Source organism: Paraburkholderia monticola (assembly GCF_001580545.1).
In the GTDB taxonomy this organism is placed as follows: domain Bacteria; phylum Pseudomonadota; class Gammaproteobacteria; order Burkholderiales; family Burkholderiaceae; genus Paraburkholderia; species Paraburkholderia monticola.
This window is the reverse complement of sequence record NZ_LRBG01000037.1, coordinates 788,083-809,413: the sequence shown is the minus strand read 5'-3', so window position 1 is coordinate 809,413 and position 21,331 is coordinate 788,083. Positions and strand designations below refer to the sequence as shown.

Below are 21,331 nucleotides of genomic sequence, written 5' to 3'. Positions count from 1 at the left end.
CCAGTGCGGTCATTGGGCTAATCGCCGGCGAAGGGTCGCTATAGGTTACTCTGCGGTCATTGGACGACCTATTTCTTCGAATGACAGCTTTTCGCCCTGCCGGAGGACGGCACCCGACCCGTTCGAGTCGCTCAGAAACTCCTGACCTACTGTCCGCTTCAGTTGGAGCATGAGACGTTCGCCGACGTCTGATCGGCCAATCACTCCTTCACAGGATCGCTGGAGACGGCGTCCGCGACTTGGGAAAGAGACTCTGTTTCGACAGGTTCGATGATGGCACCGAGACCAGTCTCTGATCGGGCATGGCGTTCAAAAAATAAGGCTAGAAGTTCAGGGCGCAGTCCATCGCCGCGTTGTGCTGCGAGCGCATGAAATGAGAGAAATGGCAACATGCTCGAACCTCCTTTCAATGAGGGAAAGGCGAGCGCTACGTCGATGACGGAATTGGCACACCGGGCGCCCGCAAGATGCTTGTGGTTCGAGCACACCGCCCTTCGTCCGCCGGCCTCGGTTACTGTGCGATCGCATGGACAGGTTATGGCAGCGGGTCAGCACAGGCACTCCGATTCTTGCTGTCTATTTCATCTCGCTACACCCCCTGGCACCGTCGCTTACGAACGAAGCATAGTGACCATCGTCACCACAAGCCGCGTGTCGGTTTATCGAGTATTGCAGCAAGAAACGGGGGGCGGCTGACTGCTGGCGCCAATATTGTTCAGGCAGAAGGAGACGATTTCGTTTCCCTCTTTCAACCACAGTCAATGAGGAATTCACCATGTCCAGGGAAGATGACAACAAGGCCGTCGTGGAGCGCTGGTTCACCGATTTCTGGGGCAAGACATGCAATCTCGACATCGTCGACGAACTTGCTGCGCCTGACATGCTTCTTCAATACTCGCTGCACCAGGCGCGCCGTGGCCGCGAGGACATCAAGGCATTCATGACCGATTTCCGCCAAGCGTTTCCGGATCTCAACTTCTGGGGCGCCGCTGATCTCATCGCCGAGGGGGACTATGTAGTCGGCCGTTGGGAGGGTGGAGGCACACATACCGGTCCAGCATTCAGCGATTTCCTCATTGGATCGTTGCCGGCCGCGACCGGACGGAAAATGCGCTTCACTGGTACGACCGTGCTACGACTCAATGGTGGCAAGATCGTCGAGGAAATCGGTCTGGACGACGGCGTGACGGCGCTGCAACAACTTGGACTCCTCAAGGCAGCGTGATCGAAGGCACAGCGCTTCCGCAGTTTTTCAGCAATGCTGTGCATATCTAACGCCGCAACGGGCCGGGCGCACACAGGCCCGTTGTGGCGTTATCCGTCCACTCGGCGACCGGCTCAACCCAGTTCGGCAGCGGCCGCTCAACTGCAGACGATAGGCAACCGAAATTGGCCGACCTCTGCCCGAGGCGGCCGGCTCAGATCGACCCGATTCAGGCACCCGCCTTCTATTGCCGGACGCCTTTTTTGTGAGTTACAGCAGTCACTCGCCTGAAACGATGGCCATGACAGGCGTGGTGATTTGATCGGGATAGTGAATGCCCCATCCTACTTCAATGTCCGACGCAACTCGGATACGGTGGTTGTTCACCGGGTACTATCGGGCAAAGCTTCAAAGGCATGAGACCTTTCATTCTTCCGGCCCAGATGTTCACGTCAATATCCATCGGAGTCGGCGTTGCATCGCCTCTCTGAGACCATTGCAAAGTGTAGAAATCCTTTTCTCCTTTGACCACGGCAATTGCAGCGGTCTCACTGTGCCCGGCACTCGCCGCCGCATTACCGCAACTGACAACCATGATGAACGCGTCCCGCGCGTTCAACTGCCCTTCGTAGATTCCCTTCGCGGCGAAAGATGACGGACAGGCGCGTTGAAACCCGCCGGCGATGCCGCTTGCAAATGATTTAGGAGTGGCGTCGGGGTGCTTTGCGCTCACATCTTGCGCCCCTGTGACCGTCAACATCTGTGTCCAGTTTGAAACGCTCTCGCCTGGCAAAACCCACTCATGGATGTAGCGATCACCATGCGTGTTTTCGAATACCGAGACGAAGTTAGCTGGCGCCTGGAAATAGACAAGCTGACTGAAAATCGGTGCGATTCTGCCAACGGTAGGAGAACTCCCAGCCTGCGCATATAGGCCCGTATAAAGTGAAAGGGCAAGCGCAACGAGCGAACTCGCAAATGCAACGGCGGATCGTGAAAGGCGCATGTTTTTCTCTTTGTAATAGTGCGGACAGTCTAGTTCGTCCGAGCCCATAGACATTTTGTCCCATCGCACCGCATGCTTGCAACAGTGAATGTCTTCTGTGGAACGGACTACCGTCTTTCGGCGCGAAATCGCCATCGTCCCTTCCTGGCCGGTAGTACGCGTTCGCAAAGCCGAGCGCGAAACGCCCATCAAGATCCGGCAGGCGAAGTACTTGAACAATATCATCGAGCAGGACCACCGCGCGATCAAGCGGCGTATCCGCCCCATGCTCGGGTTCAAGAATTTCCGGTGCGCCCGCATCCTGCTCGGTGGCATAGAAGTGGCTCACATGATCGTCAAGGGGCAGATGAAAGACAGCGGCGTCCGACAAACTTACGCCGAACAGTTCTATTCGTTGGCAGCATGAGTAGTCCTGCCATATCAAGCTTTGTTCAACTTCCCATCGTTATCGCGACAAAGCCATCTGTTGTGGCGTACGGTCGACGAGCATGGTGCCGAGTTCGACGTGCTGGTACAAAAGCGTCGCGGCAAGGCCGCGGCAAGGCGCTTCTTCCGGCGGGTGCTGCGATCAAACCCGGTGCCGCGCAAGATCGTTACCGACCAGCTGCCGTGGTTATCCGGCGGCGCAGGCGGATATTCCTGAGCTTGCTCAGGTAAAGCACGTTTTCGTCAAAGCGGCCGCACGCGTAAACGACCGCGCCGAGAACAGCCACCAGCCAACCCGTAGACGAGAACGCCAAATGTGTGGCTTTCGCGATGCGCGTCGCACACAGGCTTTTCTTTCATGCTTCGGCCCGATCCGTCAGCACTTCGCGCTTCCATGACACCGGATGAACGCTGCACGTCATCGCGCCATACTAAAAGAAGGTCTCGGCACATGGCATGGTTGGACTGTCTCTGAGGCAATCAGGAAAGCTATCTGATAAGGATAGCTTCACGTGCGCCACACAGTTGGCCTACTGCCGCCAACTTGACAACGCCTTAGCGCAGGGCTCGGGTCGTTGTCGGACAGATAGGCGTCGACAAGTCTCGGATCTCGATTGCCAACGACATGCTCGACCGGGCGCAGAACGAGGAAGCTGCGGCGGAAAACACCCTCGACGCCAGCATTGCCCAATGGCGGGGCCCCTGCTTGGGCGGGAGCACCATCAAGATCGGCGACGCTATCCCAGACAGCATGCGACTCAGGCCTACTTCGACGGCAATGGACGTGCTAGCATCTGTCATCAACCGTCCGTGGGACACGTCTTTCACAGTCGTGCGATGGAACGGTCCTCACGTCGGGGGGTCTGGCGCAATGAGTCCTGTGATCGTCATCCTGGTTGTGCTCGTAGGTATCGGGCTGCTGCTCGCGCTCTGGCTCATGGGCATTTACAACAGGCTGGTCGTCGCCAGGAACCGCTTCGAGAACGCCTTCGCCCAGATCGACGTGCAGCTCAAACGCCGCTACGATCTGATTCCGAACCTGGTCGAAGCCGTCAAGGGCTACATGGGCCACGAGCGGGAGACGCTCGACGCCGTGATCAAGGCCCGCAACAGCGCGATGGCGGCCGAGCAGAAGGTCGTCGCCAAGCCCGGCGACCCGGCGGCCATGCGGGAGTTCAACCAGGCCGAGGCCCAGTTGGGCGGCACCTTGGGCCGGCTCTTCGCCTTGTCCGAAGCGTACCCGGACCTCAAGGCCAACCAGAACATGCTCGCCCTCCAGGAGGAGCTAACGTCGACCGAGAACAAGATCGGCTTCTCCCGGCAGGGGTTCAACGATGCCGCCACCGACTACAACAACCGGCGCGAAGTCTTTCCGGCCGTCATGGTAGCCGGGATGTTCGGCTTCGCGGAGGCGTCGCTGCTCGAAACCGCGCCAGCCGAGCGCGCAGCGCCCAAAGTGTCGTTCCAGTAAATGGAACTGCAATCGATCTCCGCATCCCATGCTCCTGGTTCCAGGACGCCCGTGCCGCGCTGACAAATGGCCACCGATTTCTTCCAGCAGCAGGATTCGGCCCGGCGCAAGACCGTCCAGCTGGTGGTCTATTTCGTCCTGGCGATCGCGATTCTTATCGTTCTGGTGTATGCGCTGCTGCTCGGCCTCGGCGTGTACGGCGGCGTCAAGCCGGTGTCCGCGTGGTGGCAGCCGGAGTTGCTCCTGCTCGTCGCGGCCGGCGTGGGCATCCTTGTCGGCGGAGCTAGCGTTTTCAAGGTGGCTCAGCTCGCTTCCGGCGGTCAGACCGTCGCCCTGATGATGGGCGGTAAGGAAGTGCCCGGTACGACCACCGATGCGCGGGAGAAGCGGCTGCTCAATGTCGTCGAAGAGATGGCCCTCGCCGCGGGAGTGCCAGTGCCCCCGGTCTATGTTCTGGAGGAGCCCGGCATCAATGCTTTCGCGGCTGGCTACACCTCCGGCGATGCCGTGGTCGCCGTCTCCCGGGGCGCGCTCGATTACTTGACCCGCGACGAGCTACAGGGCGTGGTGGCCCACGAGTTCAGCCACATCCTCAACGGCGACATGCGGCTCAACATCCGCCTGATCGGTCTGATCTTTGGGATCATGGCGTTGTCCATCATCGGCCGCATGCTCGTGCTCACGTCCGGCAGACGCGCGTCGAGCAGGGAAGATCCCCGCGCCCGAATTGCGTTGATGCTACTTGGCGTGGCGGTGATTGTGCTGGGCCTGGTGGGTGCGTTCTTCGGTCGGCTGATCATGGCGGCGGTGTCCCGGCAGCGCGAGTACCTCGCCGACGCCAGCGCCGTGCAGTTCACGCGCAACCCCGACGGCATTGGGGGGGCGCTCAAGAAAATTGGCGGGCTGGCCGAAGGGTCGCGCATCAAGAACCCCCAGGCCGCCGAGGCCGGTCACATGTTCTTCGCCAACGCGTTCGCTGGCGGGGGGCTAGCCGGGCTGCTGGCCACGCACCCGCCTCTCGTTGAGCGCATCAGGCAGCTCGATCCCCAGTTCGACGGCCAGTTCCCGGAGGTGCGGCCCGTCGGTGCCGAGCGGGAAGAACCCGAAGGCCCGCGCTCCGGGCGCGTCCCGCCATTCGGGGGGATGCCGGGGTTCCCTGGGCTGCCGCAGGTGCCGGCGCCGGTCCTGGTGTTGGCTGGTGACGCGGCATCCCGGATCGGCCACGTCGATCCGGAAGAAATCGGCTACGCCCAGGCGCTGCACGAAAGCGTACCCGACCTGCTTCGCATTGCCGCCCAGGAGCCCTTCAGTGCTCGTGCCCTGGTCTACGCGCTTCTCGTGGACCCACGGGCAGACCTGCGGGACCTCCAGCTAACCCAGCTGAAGGCCGGCGCTGAGCCGCAGGACTTCGCCGAAACCGTGCGACTGGTGCGCCCTGTTCATGCTCTGCCGGACACGCACCGGCTACCCCTCCTGGACCTGGCCATGCCAGCGTTGCGGCAGATGTCGCCCCGCCAGCACCGGGCGTTCCGCGCCCAGGTCGAGGCGCTCATGATCGCCGACCAGCGGTTGAGTCTCTTCGAGTACGCCCTTCGCTGTGTGCTGCATCGCCATCTCGACGCCCAGTTTTTGCCGCAGCGTCCGGCACGTCCGGTGCACAACTCGCCGCAAAAGCTGGCGCAGCCGGTGGCGACAGTGTTGGCGCTGGTGGCGTGGGAGGGCCAGCCGCAATCCGACGCGGCCGCCCAGGCTTTCGATATGGGCATGCGTAGCTACATGGGCGGCGACCACACCTACCGCCTACCGACTCGCGAGGAATGCTCCCTCGCCGACTTTGACGCGGCGCTGCAAACGCTCAATCAATCGGTCCCGGCCATCAAGCGCCGGATTGTCATCGCCTGCACGGCCTGTATCCTGGCGAACCAGCAGGTCGCCGTCCGCGAAGCGGAGCTGCTCCGCGCCATTTGCGATACCCTCGACTGCCCGCTACCGCCGCTCGTCGTGGGGGAATCGGAAGGACAAAGCCAGCTTAAAACTATGGAAGGCGCGTGAGGCTAATGTGGCGGGCTATGTCGCGTGACAGCGAGCCGGCGCGCGTTTGAAATTCGTGGGGCGTCTGCCTCTTGCGAAAATGTCCGTACTGCGTGTCGCTGCACGCGAGCCACCGGTATCTGAGGGCGAGCCGCTGGTCGCGCAGATTCGCGCGGTCGGGCTGCGCGCGTTGGCCTACACGGTGATGATTCCGCGCGTGCGCAAGTGCTCGCGCAATGAGGCGTCGACATGATTTGCGCGGATCGCATCGACAGACTGCAACACGACCGTTGTCCATGCCGGGCGAACCCGGCCTGAGGTCGACACGGGTGCGCGAGTGCGGATCTGCGCTGGCGCGTGCGCTGAAGCTCGAATCACAAACTTTCCAAATGTAGCAATTACGGCAGAGGATGGGGAAAACTATGAACCGCACCGCGTTAGCTCGCTTACTTTCGATGTCAACTGTCGTGGGTGTCGCCGCTGCGGGCGTCGGCAGCGCTTCGGCCGCGCCACTCGATGCACTGATCGCCGCTGCGAAGCAGGAAGGCCAGCTTACCGTGATCGCATTGCCGCACGACTGGTGCAACTACGGGCAACTGGTCGCAGGCTTCCAGAAGAAGTACGGCATCAAGATCAACGAGCTGAATCCGGATGCAGGCTCGGGCGACGAAATCGAATCCATCAAGGCGAACAAGGGCAACAAAGGTCCGCAAGCGCCGGACGTGATCGACGTGGGCCTGTCGTTCGGTCCGTCCGCGAAGGCTGCGGGGTTGCTGCAACCGTACAAGGTCGCAACGTGGAACGCGATCCCCGCGGAGTCGAAAGATGCCGATGGCTACTGGTACGGCGATTACTACGGCGTGCTGTCGTTTGAAGTCAACGCCGACATGATCGACAAGGCGCCGTCCGACTGGAGCGATCTGCAGAAGTCCGACTACAAGAACGCCGTCTCGCTGGCGGGCGACCCGCGCTCGGCCAATCAGGCGATCCAGGCCGTGTATGCAGCCGGCTTGTCGCAAAGCAAGGGCGACGCCAGCAAGGCCGACCAGGCCGGCCTCAAATTCTTCGCCGACCTGAACAAGAGTGGCAACTTCGTGCCGGTGATCGGCAAGGCCGCGTCGCTCGCACAAGGCACTACGCCGATCATCGTGCGCTGGGACTACAACGCGCTCGCCGACCGCGACACGCTGAAGGGCAATCCGAAAGTGAATGTGGTGATTCCGAAAACAGGCGTGGTCGCCGGCGTGTACGTTCAGGCAATCAGCGCGTACGCGCCGCATCCGAACGCGGCCAAGCTGTGGATGGAATATCTGTACTCGGACGAAGGCCAAATCGGCTGGCTGACGGGCTACTGCCACCCGATGCGCTACAACGAACTGGTGGCCGGGAAGAAGGTGCCGCAAGCGCTGCTCGACAAGCTCCCGCCGCCGTCGTCGTATAAGAACGTGGTGTTCCCGACGCTGCCCCAACAGGACGCCTCCAAGGACACCATCACGAAGCACTGGAACGACGCGGTCGGCGCGAACGTCAAGTAAGCGGCGTGGCTGAAGTCGTCGCGGCTCTGGACCGTATGCGCCGCGACGTCGAACCGTAGCGAAAAGTTGTGCCGTCGCGCGCCGCTCAACCCGGGTGGCGCGCGTTGCGTTAGCCAGAAAGCCCCAAGGGTGAGCTATGAGCGCTTCATCGGATGCCGGGTCGGTGCAGCCGGAATTGCTGACTCCACCAGCGCCTACGCCAACGCCTCGCGTCGACGGTCCGGGCCGCGCGTCGCAGTGGCTCGCGTGGATCGGCGTGATGCCGTTCTTCACGTTTGCGCTGATGTTCCTGATTCTGCCGACCGGCTTTCTGATGATCGGCGCGTTCCAGGACTCGCAAGGCCACTTCACGCTCGCCAATTTCCGCGAACTGTTCCAGCCGACCGTGATGGAAGCTTACTGGATCAGCTTCAAGGTGAGCGCCGCTTCCGCGCTCGGCGGCGCGTTGATCGGTTCGCTGCTCGCGTGGGCGGCGGTACAGGGCAAACTGCCGGGCTGGATTCGTCCGACCTTGATGACGTTTTCCGGCGTCGCTTCGAACTTTGCCGGCGTGCCACTCGCGTTTGCGTTCATCTGCACGCTGGGGCGGGTCGGGCTCGTCACGGTACTGCTGAAGAAGTATCTCGGCTTCAATCTGTACGCGACGGGATTCAGCATTCTGAGTTTCTCCGGTCTGACGCTGACCTACCTGTACTTCCAGATTCCGTTGATGGTGCTGATCGTCACGCCCGCGCTTGACGGCCTGAGGCGCGAATGGCGCGAGGCCTGCGATTGCCTCGGTGGTACTCCGTATCAATACTGGCGCTACGTCGCGCTGCCGGTGTTGTGGCCGAGCGTGCTCGGTGCGACGCTGCTGCTGTTCGCCAATGCGTTCGGCGCGGTCGCCACGGCTTACGCGCTGACCGGTAGCTCGCTGAATATCGTCACGATCTTGCTGTTCGCACAAATTCGCGGCGACGTGATGCACAACCAGAACCTCGGCTACGCGCTCGCGCTAGGGATGGTGCTCGTGACCGGCCTATCGAATGGCGGCTACATCTGGCTGCGTTCGCACGCCGAAAGGGGTCGCCGATGAAAAGCCAGTCGCGGGTGGGAGCATGGACCGCGGTGATCGTCGGTTCGCTGTACTTTCTGATTCCGTTGATCGCGACGTTCGAGTTCAGCTTGCGGATGAAGCGCGGCACGTACAGCTTCGAGGCGTATCGCGTCGTGCTGGCCGATCCGCATTTTCAGGCTTCGTTCGGCTACTCGATTCTGATGGCAATCCTGACAATCGTCGTCGGCGTACTGCTGGTGGTGCCGACCGCTTACTGGGTCCAGTTGCATTTGCCGAAGCTGCGGCCGCTCGTCGAATTCATCACGCTGTTGCCGCTGGTGGTGCCGGCGATCGTGATCGTGTTTGGCTATCTGCGCATCTATAACAGCAGTTCGATTCTGCCGTTCACGGCCAACGAGCGCGCGACTGATCTCCTGCTGGTGTTCGGCTACGTGACGCTGTCGCTGCCCTACATGTACCGCGCGGTCGACGCCGGCCTGCGCGCAGTCGACGTGCGCTCGCTCACCGAGGCGGCGGAGTGCCTCGGCGCGAACTGGCCGACCATTCTGTTCAAGGTGATTTTCCCGAATATCCGCTCGGGCATTCTGTCAGGCGCGTTTCTCACCTTTGCCGTGGTGATCGGCGAGTTCACGTTGGCGAGCCTGCTCGACCGGCCCGCGTTCGGCCCGTATCTGCAATTGATCGGTGCGAACCGGGCCTATGAACCGTCAGCGCTCGCGATCATTGCGTTCGCGATCACGTGGGCGTCGATGGGTTTGATTCAGGTATTCGGCTCGGCCCGCGCGTTGAGCGGCCAGAACATTTGACGCACTGATTTTGACGCACTGAGGCAGCGAATCATGGCATTCCTTGAGATCGAAAACCTGCACAAGTCGTTCGGGGCGAACACGGCGCTGCATCACTTCGGGATGCAGATCGAACGCGGCGAGTTCGTCACGTTCCTCGGGCCGTCCGGTTGCGGCAAGACCACCGTGCTGCGGATGATCGCCGGCTTCGAAACGCCGACGAGCGGCATCATCCGGATGGACGGCCAGGACGTCACGCACCTTCGGACGCGGCAGCGCAAAGTCGGCATGGTGTTTCAGGCGTATGCGCTGTTTCCGAACATGACTGTCGCCGACAACATCGGCTTCGGGCTGAAGATTGCGCATCGGCCGCAGGCGGAGATCAGCAAGCGCGTCCACGAGATGCTGGAACTGATCAAACTGCCGCAGCTCGGCGAACGTTATCCGTGGCAGCTGTCGGGCGGCCAGCAGCAGCGCGTGGCATTGGCGCGCGCGCTGGCCGGCAGGCCGCAAGTCCTGCTGCTCGACGAACCGCTGTCGGCGCTCGACGCGAAGATTCGCATTTCGTTGCGTCAGGACATTCGCGCGTTGCAGCGCGAACTCGGCATCACGTCGATTTTCGTCACGCACGATCAGGAGGAGGCGCTGTCGATTTCCGACCGCATCGTCGTGATGAATGAAGGCCGCGTCGAACAGATCGGCTCGCCGTCCGAGATCTACAACTATCCGCGCACGCGCTTTGTCGCGTCGTTCGTCGGCACGCTGAACATTCTGGCCGGGCACGTGGTCGATCCGGCGGCCGGAAGGATGGCGGTGGACGGCCAGGAGTTGACCACCACCCAGGCACTGCCGGCGGACGACGCGGGCAAACGGCGTCTGCTCGCGCTGCGGCCCGAGGCGATCGTGCTGGAGCCGGCCTCGCCCGGCCGCAACACGCTGAACGCGACCGTCGAAGAGGTGAATTTCCTCGGCGCGGTTGTGCGCATCAGAACGCGCGTGAAAGACGCGGTGATTTCGCTCGACGTGTTCAACGACCCGAATCGCGGTTTGCCCGAACGGGGGCAGCCCGTCTCGCTGGGTTTCTCGCACGAGAATCTGCTGGTGCTGGAAGAGGGCGGCGTCTAGGAACCGGCTGCTCGACTAGTGGCGAAGCGCACCCCGGCCGGAACCTTGCTCACTGATTTTCGCGCGGGATGCCGGCCTCCAGAAATCCACGCAGAACCAAATTCAAATCCGTCTCATCACAGCCCAAACAACCGCCCGAGACGAGGTTCGCCATCCCGCACACCGGCGAGCCGCAACGCGTGCCACGCCATCGCGTAGTTACTCGATATCACCGGCTTCCCAAACGCCGCCTCGAGTTCCGGAATCAACCCCGCAATACGCAAGCTCGTGCAGGACACAAAAATCGCATCCACATCGTCATTACCCGCCAGACGCTCAACACCCGTCCGCAACGACGCAGCATCAATCCGCGCCACTTCGTTATCGTTCGCATGCTCGAACGACGCCATGCGCGTAATGCGGTGGCCACGCGACTCGATATAGTCGCGCATGTAATCGTTGATCGAACGCACGTAGGGTGTCAGCAGTGCCGTGCGCTCAGCGCCGAGTGCGCAAAGCGCAGCCAATGCCGCCGTGATCGGCGTGGTGGCCGCGGCGTCCGGACGCGCTTCGCGAATTCGCGCGAACACCTTGTCCTCGCCGATCACCATCGACGCCGATGTGCAGCCAAACGCCACCACGTCGATACGCTCGGCCGGCCGGATCAGCGCGACCGCCGGAGCAATGCGGTCCTCCATTTCAGCCAGCCGTTCGGGTGTGATATCCGCCGAGTTGTACACACGGCTTTCGTAGAACGCGACGCCGTCCTGCTTCAGCAGGCCTCGCCACTCATGCTCGATCGTATGATCGGTGGCGAGCACCACGAGGCCGATCGCGGCACGCCGGCAGATGCCATCGTCCAGCGTGAAAGCGAGCCTCGTGTACGCGTCGTGCTGCTGTGCAATCTCACTCATTTCAAAGCCATCCTTTCATGCTGCATTCCGGTTCGCGAGTACCTGCCGTCACCGCCTTCTAAAGGTAGAGGATTGCCGGCGGCTTTGTGAAGTGGTTTATACGCAAATACCCTATAGCGCCGCAACGCACGCGGCCTCCTATCATGAAATCAGCGCTTTCGTGCCAGCGCGGCGGTGAAATCAGCGGTCACACCCTCGACCTGATCGGCTGGGATGCATCCCGAGCAAGCGCCGCTTTGCGTCCGTTTTCTGGTGTCACCGGTGTAGCCGTGTGGCGGATCGTTCGATCGCTTTCACAATAAGGAGTCGCAAACATGAATGCTCAGAAGAATGGTTGGCCCGGCGCGGATCGGAGCTTGCGGCAAACGGTGGTCACGGCCGTCGCGGCTGCTTTCGCTGTGTTTGCAGGCATGGCGCCCGATGCGGCGCAAAGCCAGAGCGCCACCATCAAGATCGGCGTACCCGTCCCGCTGTCAGGCAGCAGTGCCAATGCCGGCACCGACATCGTCAACGGCGCGAAGCTCGCCGCCGCCAGAATCAACGCGGCCGGCGGCGTACTCGGCAAGCAGATCGAACTGGTGCCCGAGGACGACGCCTGCGATGCGCAGACCGCGGTGCAGGCGGCGCAAAAGCTCGTCGATGCGGGCGTGGTCGCGGTAGCGGGCGGCTATTGTTCCAGTGCGGCCCTGCCGGAATCGACGACCTTTCATCGCGCCGGCATTCCCTACGTGCTCGATGCGTCGACCAATCCGCAGCTGACCGAGATGGGGTACGACAACGTGTTCCGCACGATCGGCCGTGACGATCAGCAGGGCCCCTTCGCGGCAAGCTTCATGAAAGATGCGCTGCACGCGAAGCACGTGGCGGTCATCGACGACAACACGACCTATTCCAAAGGTCTCGCACAGAACACCGTGGAAGCGCTGAAGAAAAACGGTGTCGATGTGGTCTACGCCAATTCGATCACGCCCGGTCAGATGGACTACTCACCGACGCTGACGCGGGTCGGATCGCTGAAGCCTGACGTGATCTACTACACCGGCTATTTCTCCGAAGCCGGTCTGCTGGTCAAGGAGGCGCGGCAACTGGGTCTGAAAATGACCCTCATGGGCGGCGACGCCACCAACGATCCCACGCTGATGAAAACCGCCGGTCCCGCCGCCGACGGCATGATCATCACGACGGCACCGCTCGCGCAGTTCCTGAGCGGCGCGCACGCCTACGTCGACGACTACACGAAGGCCTACGGGCAAGCGCCGGGACCGTACTCGGTCTATGAATACGATGCGGTCGGCGTCACGGCGAAAGCCATCGCAGACGCAAAATCGGCACAGCCTGCCGCGATCACCGCTGCTCTGCACAAGATCTCGAACTACCCGGGCGCGACCGGGACGATCGATTTCAATCCGAAAGGAGACCGCAGCAAGGCGGTGTACATCACGATCGTCGTGCACGACGACAAATTCCAGCCCTACCAGAGACAGGATGCGAGCGGACATTGGGTGGCGATGAAGTAGGCGAGCTTGCGCGCCCCACCCCGTCATGAGCGATTTCTTCCAGTTCGTCATCGAAGGGCTGACGACCGGCTCGTTCTACGCGCTCGTCGCCCTCGGCTACACGATGGTGTACGGGATCATCCGGCTGATCAACTTCGCTCATGGCGACCTGTTCATGGTCGGCGCATTCGTCGGCTGGACCGGCTTGATGGTGCTGGCCTCAGCACATCTGCCGCTCGCTATCGCCCTGCTGATCGCCCTCGTGGCCGCGATGACGGTCACCGGCGCACTCGGCCTGCTGATCGAGCGGCTCGCGTATCAGCCGTTGCTGCGGGCGCCGCGGCTGTCGATCCTGATCACGGCCCTGGGCGTCTCGCTGGCGCTGCAAAATGGGGTGCTGCTGATCTACGGCGCAGGCTTTCGCACCTATCCGCACGTGCTGAGCCAGGCGGGATTCGAACTTCACGGCGTGCAGATCACCTTCGCGCAGATCGGCATCATCGTGGCGAGCCTTGCCCTGATGCTGGCACTGTATTTCTTCGTTCATCACACGTTTCTCGGCACCGCGATGCGCGCGCTGGCCATCGATCAGGACGCGGCGCGCCTGATGGGCATCGACGTCGAGCGCCTGATCCAGCTGACCTTTCTGCTCGGCTCGGTGCTGGCCGCCGTGGCGGGCGTGATGGAGGGGCTTTACTACACGCAGATCAATTTCTTCATGGGCTTCGTGCTAGGCCTGCGCGCATTTACCGCGGCGGTCCTCGGCGGCATCGGCAATATCCCGGGCGCGATGGCGGGCGGCATCCTGATCGGCCTGCTCGAAGCCTTCGGCGCGGGCTATGTGTCGTCGCAATGGACCGACGTGTTCGTGTTCGGCGTATTGATCGGCGTGCTCGTGATCAAGCCGACCGGGCTGTTCGGCGAACGCGTCGTCGAGAGAATGTAATTCATGAGCGCCACTCAGGCTTCCGCGCGTTGGACGAGGCCTGCAGGCGGCGCGCTGCTGGCCGCCGCCGTGGCGCTGCCGGCTGTGGCCAGCAACTATGTCGTCGACGTCGGCCTGACCATCGTGACCTATTCGATTCTGGGTCTCGGGTTGAACATCGTGGTCGGCTATGCCGGACTGCTCGATCTGGGCTACGCGGCCTTCTTCGCGATCGGCGCCTACACGACGGCCTTGCTGGAGACGCTGCTGCACTTTTCGTTCTGGGAAACGCTGCCGTTCAGCCTCGCGTTCGCCGGCGTCTCGGGCATCGTCATCGGCTATCCCACCTTGCGGCTGCGCAGCGACTATCTGGCGATCGTCACGCTGGGGTTCGGCGAAATCACGCGTATCGTCGCCACCAATCTCGACATCACGGGCGGCCCGAACGGCATCTTCGGCATCGCGAGCCCGAGCCTGTTCGGCTTCGAGATCAGTTCGCCGCTGGCGCTGTACGAACTGGGCATGGCGTTTCTCGTGCTGGTGCTCGTGTTCGCGATACGGCTCGGCCAATCCCGGCTCGGCCGCGCCTGGACCAGCATCCGCGAGGACGAGGCGGCCGCCGAGGCCGTCGGGGTGCCGACGCTGCGCGTCAAGCTGCTCGCCTATGTGATGGGGGCGCTGATCGGCGGGCTGGGCGGCAGCCTGTTCGCCGCCCGCTTCGGCACCATCGATCCGACCGGCTTCACCTATCTGCAATCCGTCACGATTCTGATCGTCGTCGTGCTCGGCGGCCGCGGCAGCATTCCCGGGGTGATCATCGGCGCCATCATCGTCGCCGGCCTGCCGGAGATGCTGCGTTTTCTGAACCTCTGGCGCATCTTCGCTTTCGCGATCGGGCTCGTGATCCTGATGCTGCTCAGGCCGCAGGGTTTGTGGCCAGCACCGTTGCGGCGCGTTGCGCCGCCGCGCGAGGGTGCCGACGCCGAGCGGGCCCCCGCGCCCAGCCACGCGCTGACCGATGAAACCCTGCTCGAGGTGCGCGACATGCAGCGCCGCTTCGGTGGCGTGCTGGCGGTCGGCGGGGTCAGCTTCACGGTGAAGAGCGGCGAGATCGTGAGCCTGATCGGCCCGAACGGCGCCGGCAAGACCACCGTGTTCAACTGCCTGACGGGCGTGATCCGTCCGACCGGCGGCCAGATCGTCTGGTGCGGGAAACGGCTTGCAGGCGGCGCGCCTCATCGGATCGTTCATGAAGGCATGGCGCGGACCTTCCAGGGCATCCGCCTGTTCGGCCACATGACGGCCTTCGAAAACGTCCTGACCGGCATGGATCATCGGCTTCGCACGTCGCTCGCCGCCGAGCTTCTGGGCTTGCCGTCCGCGCGTGCCGAGGCCGCCGACCATTCGACGGAGGGACTGCGCTGGCTCGCGTTCGTCGGACTGGCGTCCCGCGCGGGCGAGCGCGCCGCCGATCTGCCCTACGGCGACCAGCGCAGGCTGGAGATCGCCCGCGCGCTCGCGAGCAGCCCGCGCCTGCTGCTGCTCGATGAACCGGCGGCGGGCATGAACCCCACCGAGAAACGCGCGCTGATGGAACTGATCCGGCGGATTCGCGATCATGGCGTGACGGTGCTGTTGATCGAGCACGACATGATGCTGGTGATGGGCGTGTCGGACCGGATCATCGTGATGGATCACGGCGTCATCATCGCCGAGGGCCCGCCCGCCGCGGTCCAGGCCGATCCGCGTGTGATCGATGCCTATCTCGGCACGGCCGAACAGGACGAGGCAAGCGACGATACCGCCGGGGAGGAATCGCTGTGGGACTCCTAGAAATCCGCGATCTGCGAGTAGGCTATGGAAATGTCGAAGTGCTGCACGGCATCTCGCTGGAGGTCGCACAGGGCGAAATCGTCGCGTTGCTCGGCAGCAACGGCGCGGGAAAAACGACCACGCTGCGGGCCATTTCCGGATTGATCAGACCCCGCGCGGGCGACATCGCGATGGATGGCCAGCGCCTGATGGGACTGCGCGCCCACCAGATCGTGGCGCTGGGTCTAGGTCATGTGCCGGAGGGACGGCGCATTTTCGGCGCACTGACGGTGGAGGAGAATCTGCATCTCGGCGGCTACCTGATCCGGCGTGACACCGCCGCGCTGCAGCAACGACGCGATCAGCTGTATGAGACTTTTCCGCGGCTCGGTGAGCGGCGCAGCCAGCTGGCCGGCACGCTCAGCGGCGGGGAACAGCAAATGCTGGCGATTGCTCGCGCGCTGATGCTGCGCCCGCGTCTGGTGGTATTGGACGAACCCTCGATGGGACTCGCGCCGAAGCTGGTGCGCGCAATCTTCGGGATGATCGCCGCCATCTGCAGGGAGGGCACTTCGATTCTTCTCGTCGAGCAGAACGCCCGTCAGGCGCTGCGCATCGCGCATCGGGCCTATGTGCTGGAAAGCGGTCGCATCGCGCTCGCGGGGTCCGCCCGCGAGCTGGCTCAGGATAGTCGGGTCCGCGCCGCCTATCTGGGCGGCAGCGCTATCGCGGCGGCGCAGCCCGCCAACGGAACGAATGACATCGGTCGAAACGGGTCGGACTCAACTGGAGGCAACCATGCAGGAAATCGATAAGGAACAGGTCGTTGAAGTTCTGAACCGGATTCTGGAGTCGGAACTGGCCGGGGTCGTTCGTTATACCCACTACTCATTCCTCGTATTCGGCTTTGGCCGCATTCCCATCGTGGCGTGGCTGCGACAGCAGGCCGACGAGTCGCTCGTCCACGCGCAGCAGGCCGGCGAATGGATCACCACGCTCGGCGCCTACCCGTCGCTCGCGATCGGTCCGCTGCTCGACTCGCACGTCTTCGACATCGCGTCGATTCTGCGTGAATCGCTCGAAGCCGAAAAAGTCGCGCTCGACCTGTACCGGGAACTGCTCGCGCAGGTGGAAGATCGTTCGGTCGCGCTGGAGGAATACGCGCGTCAGATGATCCACGTCGAAGAAATGCACGCGGGCGAAGTGGAGAAGATGCTGCGGCGCCCCGGCGCGATGACGACGCCGCCCGAGCGCGGCAACGCGCCGGCCTGAGCTCGCGGGAGACGCCATCATGCTGAATTACCCTGCGGCGTATCAGTCCACGAAAGGCTCCGCGCTCGATGTCGACAAGGCGTTCTATCAGCGCATCGCTTCGCGGCACGACACGCGCACGCTGGTCGAGTCGATCGTCGTGCCGATTCGCTCGGGACGCGCGTGGACCGTGCCGGCCGGCCACGTGTTCCGGATCGTCACGATCGAGGGCCCGCAGGTTGCCGACCTGAACCTGTGGAACCGGCACAACCCGCGCGAGCGGATGTGGGCCTCGCGCACGCGCCAGTTGCAGCAGGCTCACGTGAGCACGTTCGATCGTCTGTGGTCGACGCTGCCGTTTCTGCGTCCGATGGTGACCATCACCGACGACAGTCTCGCCGGCTACGGCGTCGACGAACACGGCGGCCGCGTGCACGATCTGCTCGGCACGCGCTGCGATCCCTATGTGAACCGGATGCTGACCGGCGAGGACTTTCATTTCCATTGCCACTCGAACCTGACGCGCGCCATCGCGCCGTACGGGCTGACCGAGTACGACGTCCACGACGTGCTCAATGTGTTCCAGTGCACCGGCCTGAATCTCGACGACAAATACTTCATGAAGGCGTGTCCCGCACAGAAAGGCGATTACCTCGAATTCTTCGCGGAGATCGATCTGCTGTGCGCACTGTCGACCTGTCCGGGCGGCGATCTGTCGGTGCCGATGTGGGGCCCCGACGCGCGCGATCCGCTGGACGTGTGCCGGCCGCTTGGCATCGAGGTCTGGCAACTCGCGCCCGAGCTGCTGGACGGCTGGGCGCCGCCCCCTGTGGCCGCCTACAAGGGCCAGCACGGGATGGTGCTGGATCAGCCGCAATGGAAGTGAGACGGCCGCGGCGCGAATCGTACGATGCTTCGATCTGGCAGAGCGGCGCGATTTCACCAATAATGGCCCCACTCCCCATCCTGCGAGAGGGCCAACATGCCTTATAGCCCCGATGCCATCCGTACCATCGCCCTGGTCGGGCATGCCAGCAGCGGTAAGACCTCGCTCGTCGAAGCGCTGCTGTACCACGGCGGCGCGCTCCATGCGCCTGGCAGCGTCGACCGAGGGACGACGGTCTGCGATTTTGACCCGCTCGAACGGAAGTATCATCACTCGCTGAACTCCACCCTCACTCACCTGCACTACCGCGACACCCGCATCTATCTGCTCGATACGCCCGGTTATCCCGACTTTTCCGGGCCCTCGATCAGCGCGCTGCCCGCGGTCGAGACGGTAGCCGTCGTCATCAATGCGCAGACCGGCATCGAGATGACCACGCGGCGCATGATGAACTGGGCGGCCGAACGTAAGCTCTGCAGAATGATCGTGGTGAACGGCATCGATGGAGAAAAGGTCGACCTTCCAGGGCTGCTGGCGCAAATCCAGCAAACCTTCGGCACGGAATGCCTGCCGATCAACCTGCCGGCGCAGCGCGGCCGCGAGGTGGTGGACTGCTTTTTCAACCCGGACGGAGACGCCGATTTCCTGTCCGTGGAAGCAGCGCACAATGCGCTGATCGATCAGGTGATCGAACTCGACCCGGCCCTGATGGAGCTTTACCTGGAGCAAGGCGAGGCCATCCGTCCGGAACAGTTGCACGAGCCGTTCGAGCGCGCGCTGCGCGAAGGCCATCTGGTGCCGGTGTGCTTCACGTCGGTGGCTAACGGTGCCGGCATCGAGGCACTGCTCGATGTGTTCGTGCGGCTTCTGCCCAATCCGATGGAGGGCAATCCGCCGCTCTTCTACCGCGATACCGGCCACCATAAGGAAGTCGTGCGTGCCGAACCGGTCGCCGACAAACACGTGCTGGCCCACACCTTCAAGATCGTGATCGACCCTTACATCGGCAAGATGGCCGTGTTTCGGATCTATCAGGGCACGATCGAGCGCGATATGCAGCTCTATATCGGCGACCGGCGGCAGCCGTTCCGGGTCGCCCATCTGTTGATGCTGCAGGGCAAGGAGCACGTCGATGTCCTGCGTGCCGGTCCCGGCGATATCTGCGCGGTGACCAAGGCCGACGAGATCGGCCTCGATGCCGTGCTGCACGACGCGCCCGAGGACGGCAACATTCACCTCGTGCCGCCCCAGTTCCCGACGCCCATTTATGGCCTCGCGATCGAGCCGGCGCGCCGCGGTCACGAACAGCGGCTCTGGGAAGCGCTACAGAAGCTGACCGCGGAAGACCCGTGTCTGCGTATCGAGCGCGAGCCCACCACCAACGAGACCGTGGTGCGAGGCCTCGGCGAGCTGCATCTGCGCTATATGCTGGAGCGCCTGACCGACCAGTACAAGCTCGAAGTCGTCACGCGACCGCCGAAAATCGCCTATCGCGAGACCATCGGCGGCAGCGCGGAGGGGCACTGCCGCCATAAGAAGCAATCCGGCGGGGCAGGACAGTTCGGGGAAGTCATGCTGCGCGTAGAGCCGCTGCCGCGAGGCGCGGGGTTCGAATTCGTCGACGCAGTCAAAGGCGGCGCCATCCCCGGCCAGTTCATTCCCGCGGTGGAAAAAGGCATCCTCCAGGTGATCGAGAGCGGGCCCCTTGCCGGCGTCCCGATGCAGGACGTGCGAGTCACGGTCCTCGACGGCAAGAGCCATTCGGTCGACTCCAAGGAAGTGGCCTTCGTCACCGCCGGGCGCAAAGCCTTCATCGATGCGGTGCTCAAAGCCCAGCCCATCGTGCTCGAACCTATCGTGGATATCGAGGTGACGACACCGGAACCCACCATGGGCGAGATCATTGGCGATCTGTCGTCGAGACGCGGCCAGGTTCATGGTTCGCGCCCGTCCGCCGCCGATGCCGTGGTCGTGGCGGGCCAGGTGCCGCTGGCGGAGCTCAACGACTATCAATCGCGTCTGAACGCGATCGCCGGAGGACACGGCAGCTACAGCATCGAACTGAGCCATTACGCGCCGGTGCCCGCTGCCACGCAGGAATCGTTGGTTGCACAGCACAAAAACCGGAGCGACGCCGCGCTGTCGTGAATGCACCGGGCCCCGGTTGCATCTGAGGACATTATGAAAATTATCGTGCTCGGGGGCGGGGTGGTCGGTGTGACGACCGCGTACCAGCTACAGAAGGATGGCCATGAGGTCGTGATCGTCGAGCGCCAGCCTTTAGTCGCAGCGGAAACCAGTTGGGGCAACGCGGGCATGATCGCGCCCGGGCATTCGTTTGTCTGGTCTTCACCCAAAGCGCCGATGATTCTGCTCAAATCGCTGGTGCTGAAGGATCAGGCGTTGCGCTTCAAGTTCTCGGCAGATCCCAGGCTTTACAGCTGGTCGTGGCGCTTCCTGATGGAATGCACCTCGGAGAAGGCGCGTCGCAATACCTTGCTCAAGCATCGGCTGGCCGCGTACTCGCAGCGTGTGTTGCAGGATGTGGTCGCCGAAAACGCCATCGAATACGATCGGAATGAGCGCGGCATTCTGTATTTCCATCGGACGCAGGAAGCGCTGGACCGCGGCATCGAACACATGAAGCTGCTGGAATCCGATGGACAGGTCATCAACGTTCTCAGTCGCGATCAGGTCGTCGCACTCGAGCCTTCGCTGGCACCGGCAAAAAACAGCATAGCCGGCGCCATCCACTGCCCGACCGACGAGACCGGAGACCCCGCGAAGTTCACCCGCGCCCTTGCGCAAATCGTCGTCGCGCGTGGCGGCACGCTTCTGACGGATACCACCATCGAGCGCTTCGAAACCGCCGGGCAGGACGTGATGGGCGTCGGCACGAGCCGAGGCCTTCTGAAAGGCGACGCTTATGTGCTGGCGCTTGGCCCCTACAGTCCGGTACTTGGCCGACAGATCGGCATCGATCTTCCGATCTATCCGATCAAGGGATATTCCCTCACGATCCCGATCGATGGCCGGCCCATGCCGCCCACCATCGCAGCGATCGACGAGCACAACCTGGTCGCGATCTCGCGCTTTGGCGACCGGATCCGGGTCACCGCGACGGCGGAGTTCGCCGGCTACGATACGAGCCACCAGCCCTCTGATTTCGCGTTCATGAAGAGCGTGACACGCGAACTGTACCCGGACGGCGCCAACTACGATCGCGCCGAAATGTGGGCCGGGCTCAGGCCGATGACGCCGACGAACTTACCGTTTCTTGGGCGCACGAAGTATCGCAATCTCTATCTGAATACCGGCCACGGTCACATCGGCTGGACGATGTCGCACGGATCGGCTCGCATCACGGCCGACCTGATCGCGGGACTCACGCCCGCGATTCCGATGGTGGGGCTGCTTGGCGATTGATG

Annotated in this window: 19 protein-coding genes and 2 pseudogenes; 18 read left to right on the top strand and 3 right to left on the bottom strand. The window is 62.9% G+C overall.

Going from position 1 to position 21,331, the window contains the following annotated elements; genetic code table 11:
- Positions 1 to 200: 200 nt before the first annotated feature.
- A complete protein-coding gene (locus CI15_RS35815; protein WP_075643790.1) occupies positions 201 to 392 on the bottom strand; it encodes a hypothetical protein in 192 nt (63 codons plus the stop codon).
- Between the two features lie 383 nt (positions 393 to 775).
- Between CI15_RS35815 and CI15_RS27530 the strand changes: the two genes are divergently transcribed.
- Positions 776 to 1,225: an ester cyclase gene (locus CI15_RS27530; protein WP_062134047.1), complete on the top strand. Its 450-nt coding sequence runs from the start codon at positions 776 to 778 to the stop codon at positions 1,223 to 1,225.
- 328 nt (positions 1,226 to 1,553) lie between these two features.
- On the opposite strand, the gene CI15_RS35810 is transcribed toward CI15_RS27530, so the two are convergent.
- On the bottom strand, positions 1,554 to 2,258 hold the full coding sequence (locus CI15_RS35810) for a hypothetical protein (protein ID WP_241495953.1): 705 nt from the start codon (positions 2,256 to 2,258) through the stop codon (positions 1,554 to 1,556).
- Between the two features lie 121 nt (positions 2,259 to 2,379).
- On the opposite strand from CI15_RS35810, the pseudogene CI15_RS27525 reads away from it, so the two are divergent.
- The 9 genes and pseudogenes from CI15_RS27525 to CI15_RS27490 all read left to right on the top strand — a co-directional run.
- Positions 2,380 to 2,616 (top strand): annotated as a pseudogene (locus tag CI15_RS27525) (DDE-type integrase/transposase/recombinase); the annotation flags it as partial.
- Positions 2,617 to 2,670: 54 nt separating this feature from the next.
- Positions 2,671 to 3,133, top strand: a pseudogene (locus tag CI15_RS27520) (DDE-type integrase/transposase/recombinase); the annotation flags it as partial.
- Between the two features lie 374 nt (positions 3,134 to 3,507).
- Positions 3,508 to 4,107 (top strand): LemA family protein, encoded by a 600-nt coding sequence (locus tag CI15_RS27515; protein ID WP_062134267.1) that lies wholly within the window; start codon positions 3,508 to 3,510, stop codon positions 4,105 to 4,107.
- Positions 4,108 to 4,173: 66 nt separating this feature from the next.
- Positions 4,174 to 6,159 (top strand): M48 family metallopeptidase, encoded by a 1,986-nt coding sequence (locus CI15_RS27510; protein ID WP_062134044.1) that lies wholly within the window; start codon positions 4,174 to 4,176, stop codon positions 6,157 to 6,159.
- 79 nt (positions 6,160 to 6,238) lie between these two features.
- Positions 6,239 to 6,391, top strand: a complete 153-nt coding sequence (locus CI15_RS37060) for a hypothetical protein (protein WP_161950070.1) — start codon at positions 6,239 to 6,241, stop codon at positions 6,389 to 6,391.
- A gap of 169 nt (positions 6,392 to 6,560) precedes the next feature.
- Positions 6,561 to 7,673, top strand: a complete 1,113-nt coding sequence (locus CI15_RS27505) for an ABC transporter substrate-binding protein (RefSeq protein WP_062134041.1) — start codon at positions 6,561 to 6,563, stop codon at positions 7,671 to 7,673.
- A 136-nt stretch (positions 7,674 to 7,809) separates the two neighbouring features.
- On the top strand, positions 7,810 to 8,748 hold the full coding sequence (locus tag CI15_RS27500) for an ABC transporter permease (RefSeq protein ID WP_062134038.1): 939 nt from the start codon (positions 7,810 to 7,812) through the stop codon (positions 8,746 to 8,748).
- Positions 8,745 to 9,536 (top strand): ABC transporter permease, encoded by a 792-nt coding sequence (locus tag CI15_RS27495; protein ID WP_062134035.1) that lies wholly within the window; start codon positions 8,745 to 8,747, stop codon positions 9,534 to 9,536. Before CI15_RS27500 ends, CI15_RS27495 begins: the two co-directional genes overlap by 4 nt.
- A 33-nt stretch (positions 9,537 to 9,569) precedes the next feature.
- Positions 9,570 to 10,640: an ABC transporter ATP-binding protein gene (locus CI15_RS27490; protein WP_062134032.1), complete on the top strand. Its 1,071-nt coding sequence runs from the start codon at positions 9,570 to 9,572 to the stop codon at positions 10,638 to 10,640.
- Positions 10,641 to 10,756: 116 nt separating this feature from the next.
- Here CI15_RS27490 and CI15_RS27485 read toward each other — a convergent pair whose 3' ends face one another.
- Complete coding sequence (locus CI15_RS27485) at positions 10,757 to 11,533, bottom strand: maleate cis-trans isomerase family protein (RefSeq protein ID WP_062134029.1); 777 nt, start codon at positions 11,531 to 11,533, stop codon at positions 10,757 to 10,759.
- A gap of 314 nt (positions 11,534 to 11,847) precedes the next feature.
- On the opposite strand from CI15_RS27485, the gene CI15_RS27480 reads away from it, so the two are divergent.
- From CI15_RS27480 to CI15_RS27445, 8 genes are all read left to right on the top strand, one after another.
- The gene (locus CI15_RS27480) at positions 11,848 to 13,050 is read left to right on the top strand and encodes a branched-chain amino acid ABC transporter substrate-binding protein (RefSeq protein WP_062134027.1); all 1,203 of its coding nucleotides are present in this window, start codon (positions 11,848 to 11,850) and stop codon (positions 13,048 to 13,050) included.
- Positions 13,051 to 13,075: 25 nt separating this feature from the next.
- A complete protein-coding gene (locus CI15_RS27475) occupies positions 13,076 to 13,975 on the top strand; it encodes a branched-chain amino acid ABC transporter permease (protein WP_062134025.1) in 900 nt (299 codons plus the stop codon).
- Between the two features lie 3 nt (positions 13,976 to 13,978).
- The gene (locus CI15_RS27470) at positions 13,979 to 15,787 is read left to right on the top strand and encodes a branched-chain amino acid ABC transporter ATP-binding protein/permease (protein WP_062134022.1); all 1,809 of its coding nucleotides are present in this window, start codon (positions 13,979 to 13,981) and stop codon (positions 15,785 to 15,787) included.
- The gene (locus CI15_RS27465; protein ID WP_241495952.1) at positions 15,775 to 16,581 is read left to right on the top strand and encodes an ABC transporter ATP-binding protein; all 807 of its coding nucleotides are present in this window, start codon (positions 15,775 to 15,777) and stop codon (positions 16,579 to 16,581) included. The genes CI15_RS27470 and CI15_RS27465 overlap by 13 nt, the downstream gene beginning before the upstream one ends.
- Positions 16,565 to 17,038 (top strand): ferritin-like domain-containing protein, encoded by a 474-nt coding sequence (locus CI15_RS27460; protein WP_062134019.1) that lies wholly within the window; start codon positions 16,565 to 16,567, stop codon positions 17,036 to 17,038. The genes CI15_RS27465 and CI15_RS27460 overlap by 17 nt, the downstream gene beginning before the upstream one ends.
- A 19-nt stretch (positions 17,039 to 17,057) precedes the next feature.
- A complete protein-coding gene (locus tag CI15_RS27455) occupies positions 17,058 to 17,903 on the top strand; it encodes an urea carboxylase-associated family protein (protein WP_062134016.1) in 846 nt (281 codons plus the stop codon).
- A 96-nt stretch (positions 17,904 to 17,999) separates the two neighbouring features.
- A complete protein-coding gene (fusA, locus tag CI15_RS27450; RefSeq protein ID WP_062134014.1) occupies positions 18,000 to 20,051 on the top strand; it encodes an elongation factor G in 2,052 nt (683 codons plus the stop codon).
- A 33-nt stretch (positions 20,052 to 20,084) separates the two neighbouring features.
- Positions 20,085 to 21,329, top strand: coding sequence for a D-amino acid dehydrogenase (locus tag CI15_RS27445; protein WP_062134011.1), 1,245 nt, complete (start codon positions 20,085 to 20,087; stop codon positions 21,327 to 21,329).
- The last annotated feature ends 2 nt before the right edge of the window (positions 21,330 to 21,331 follow it).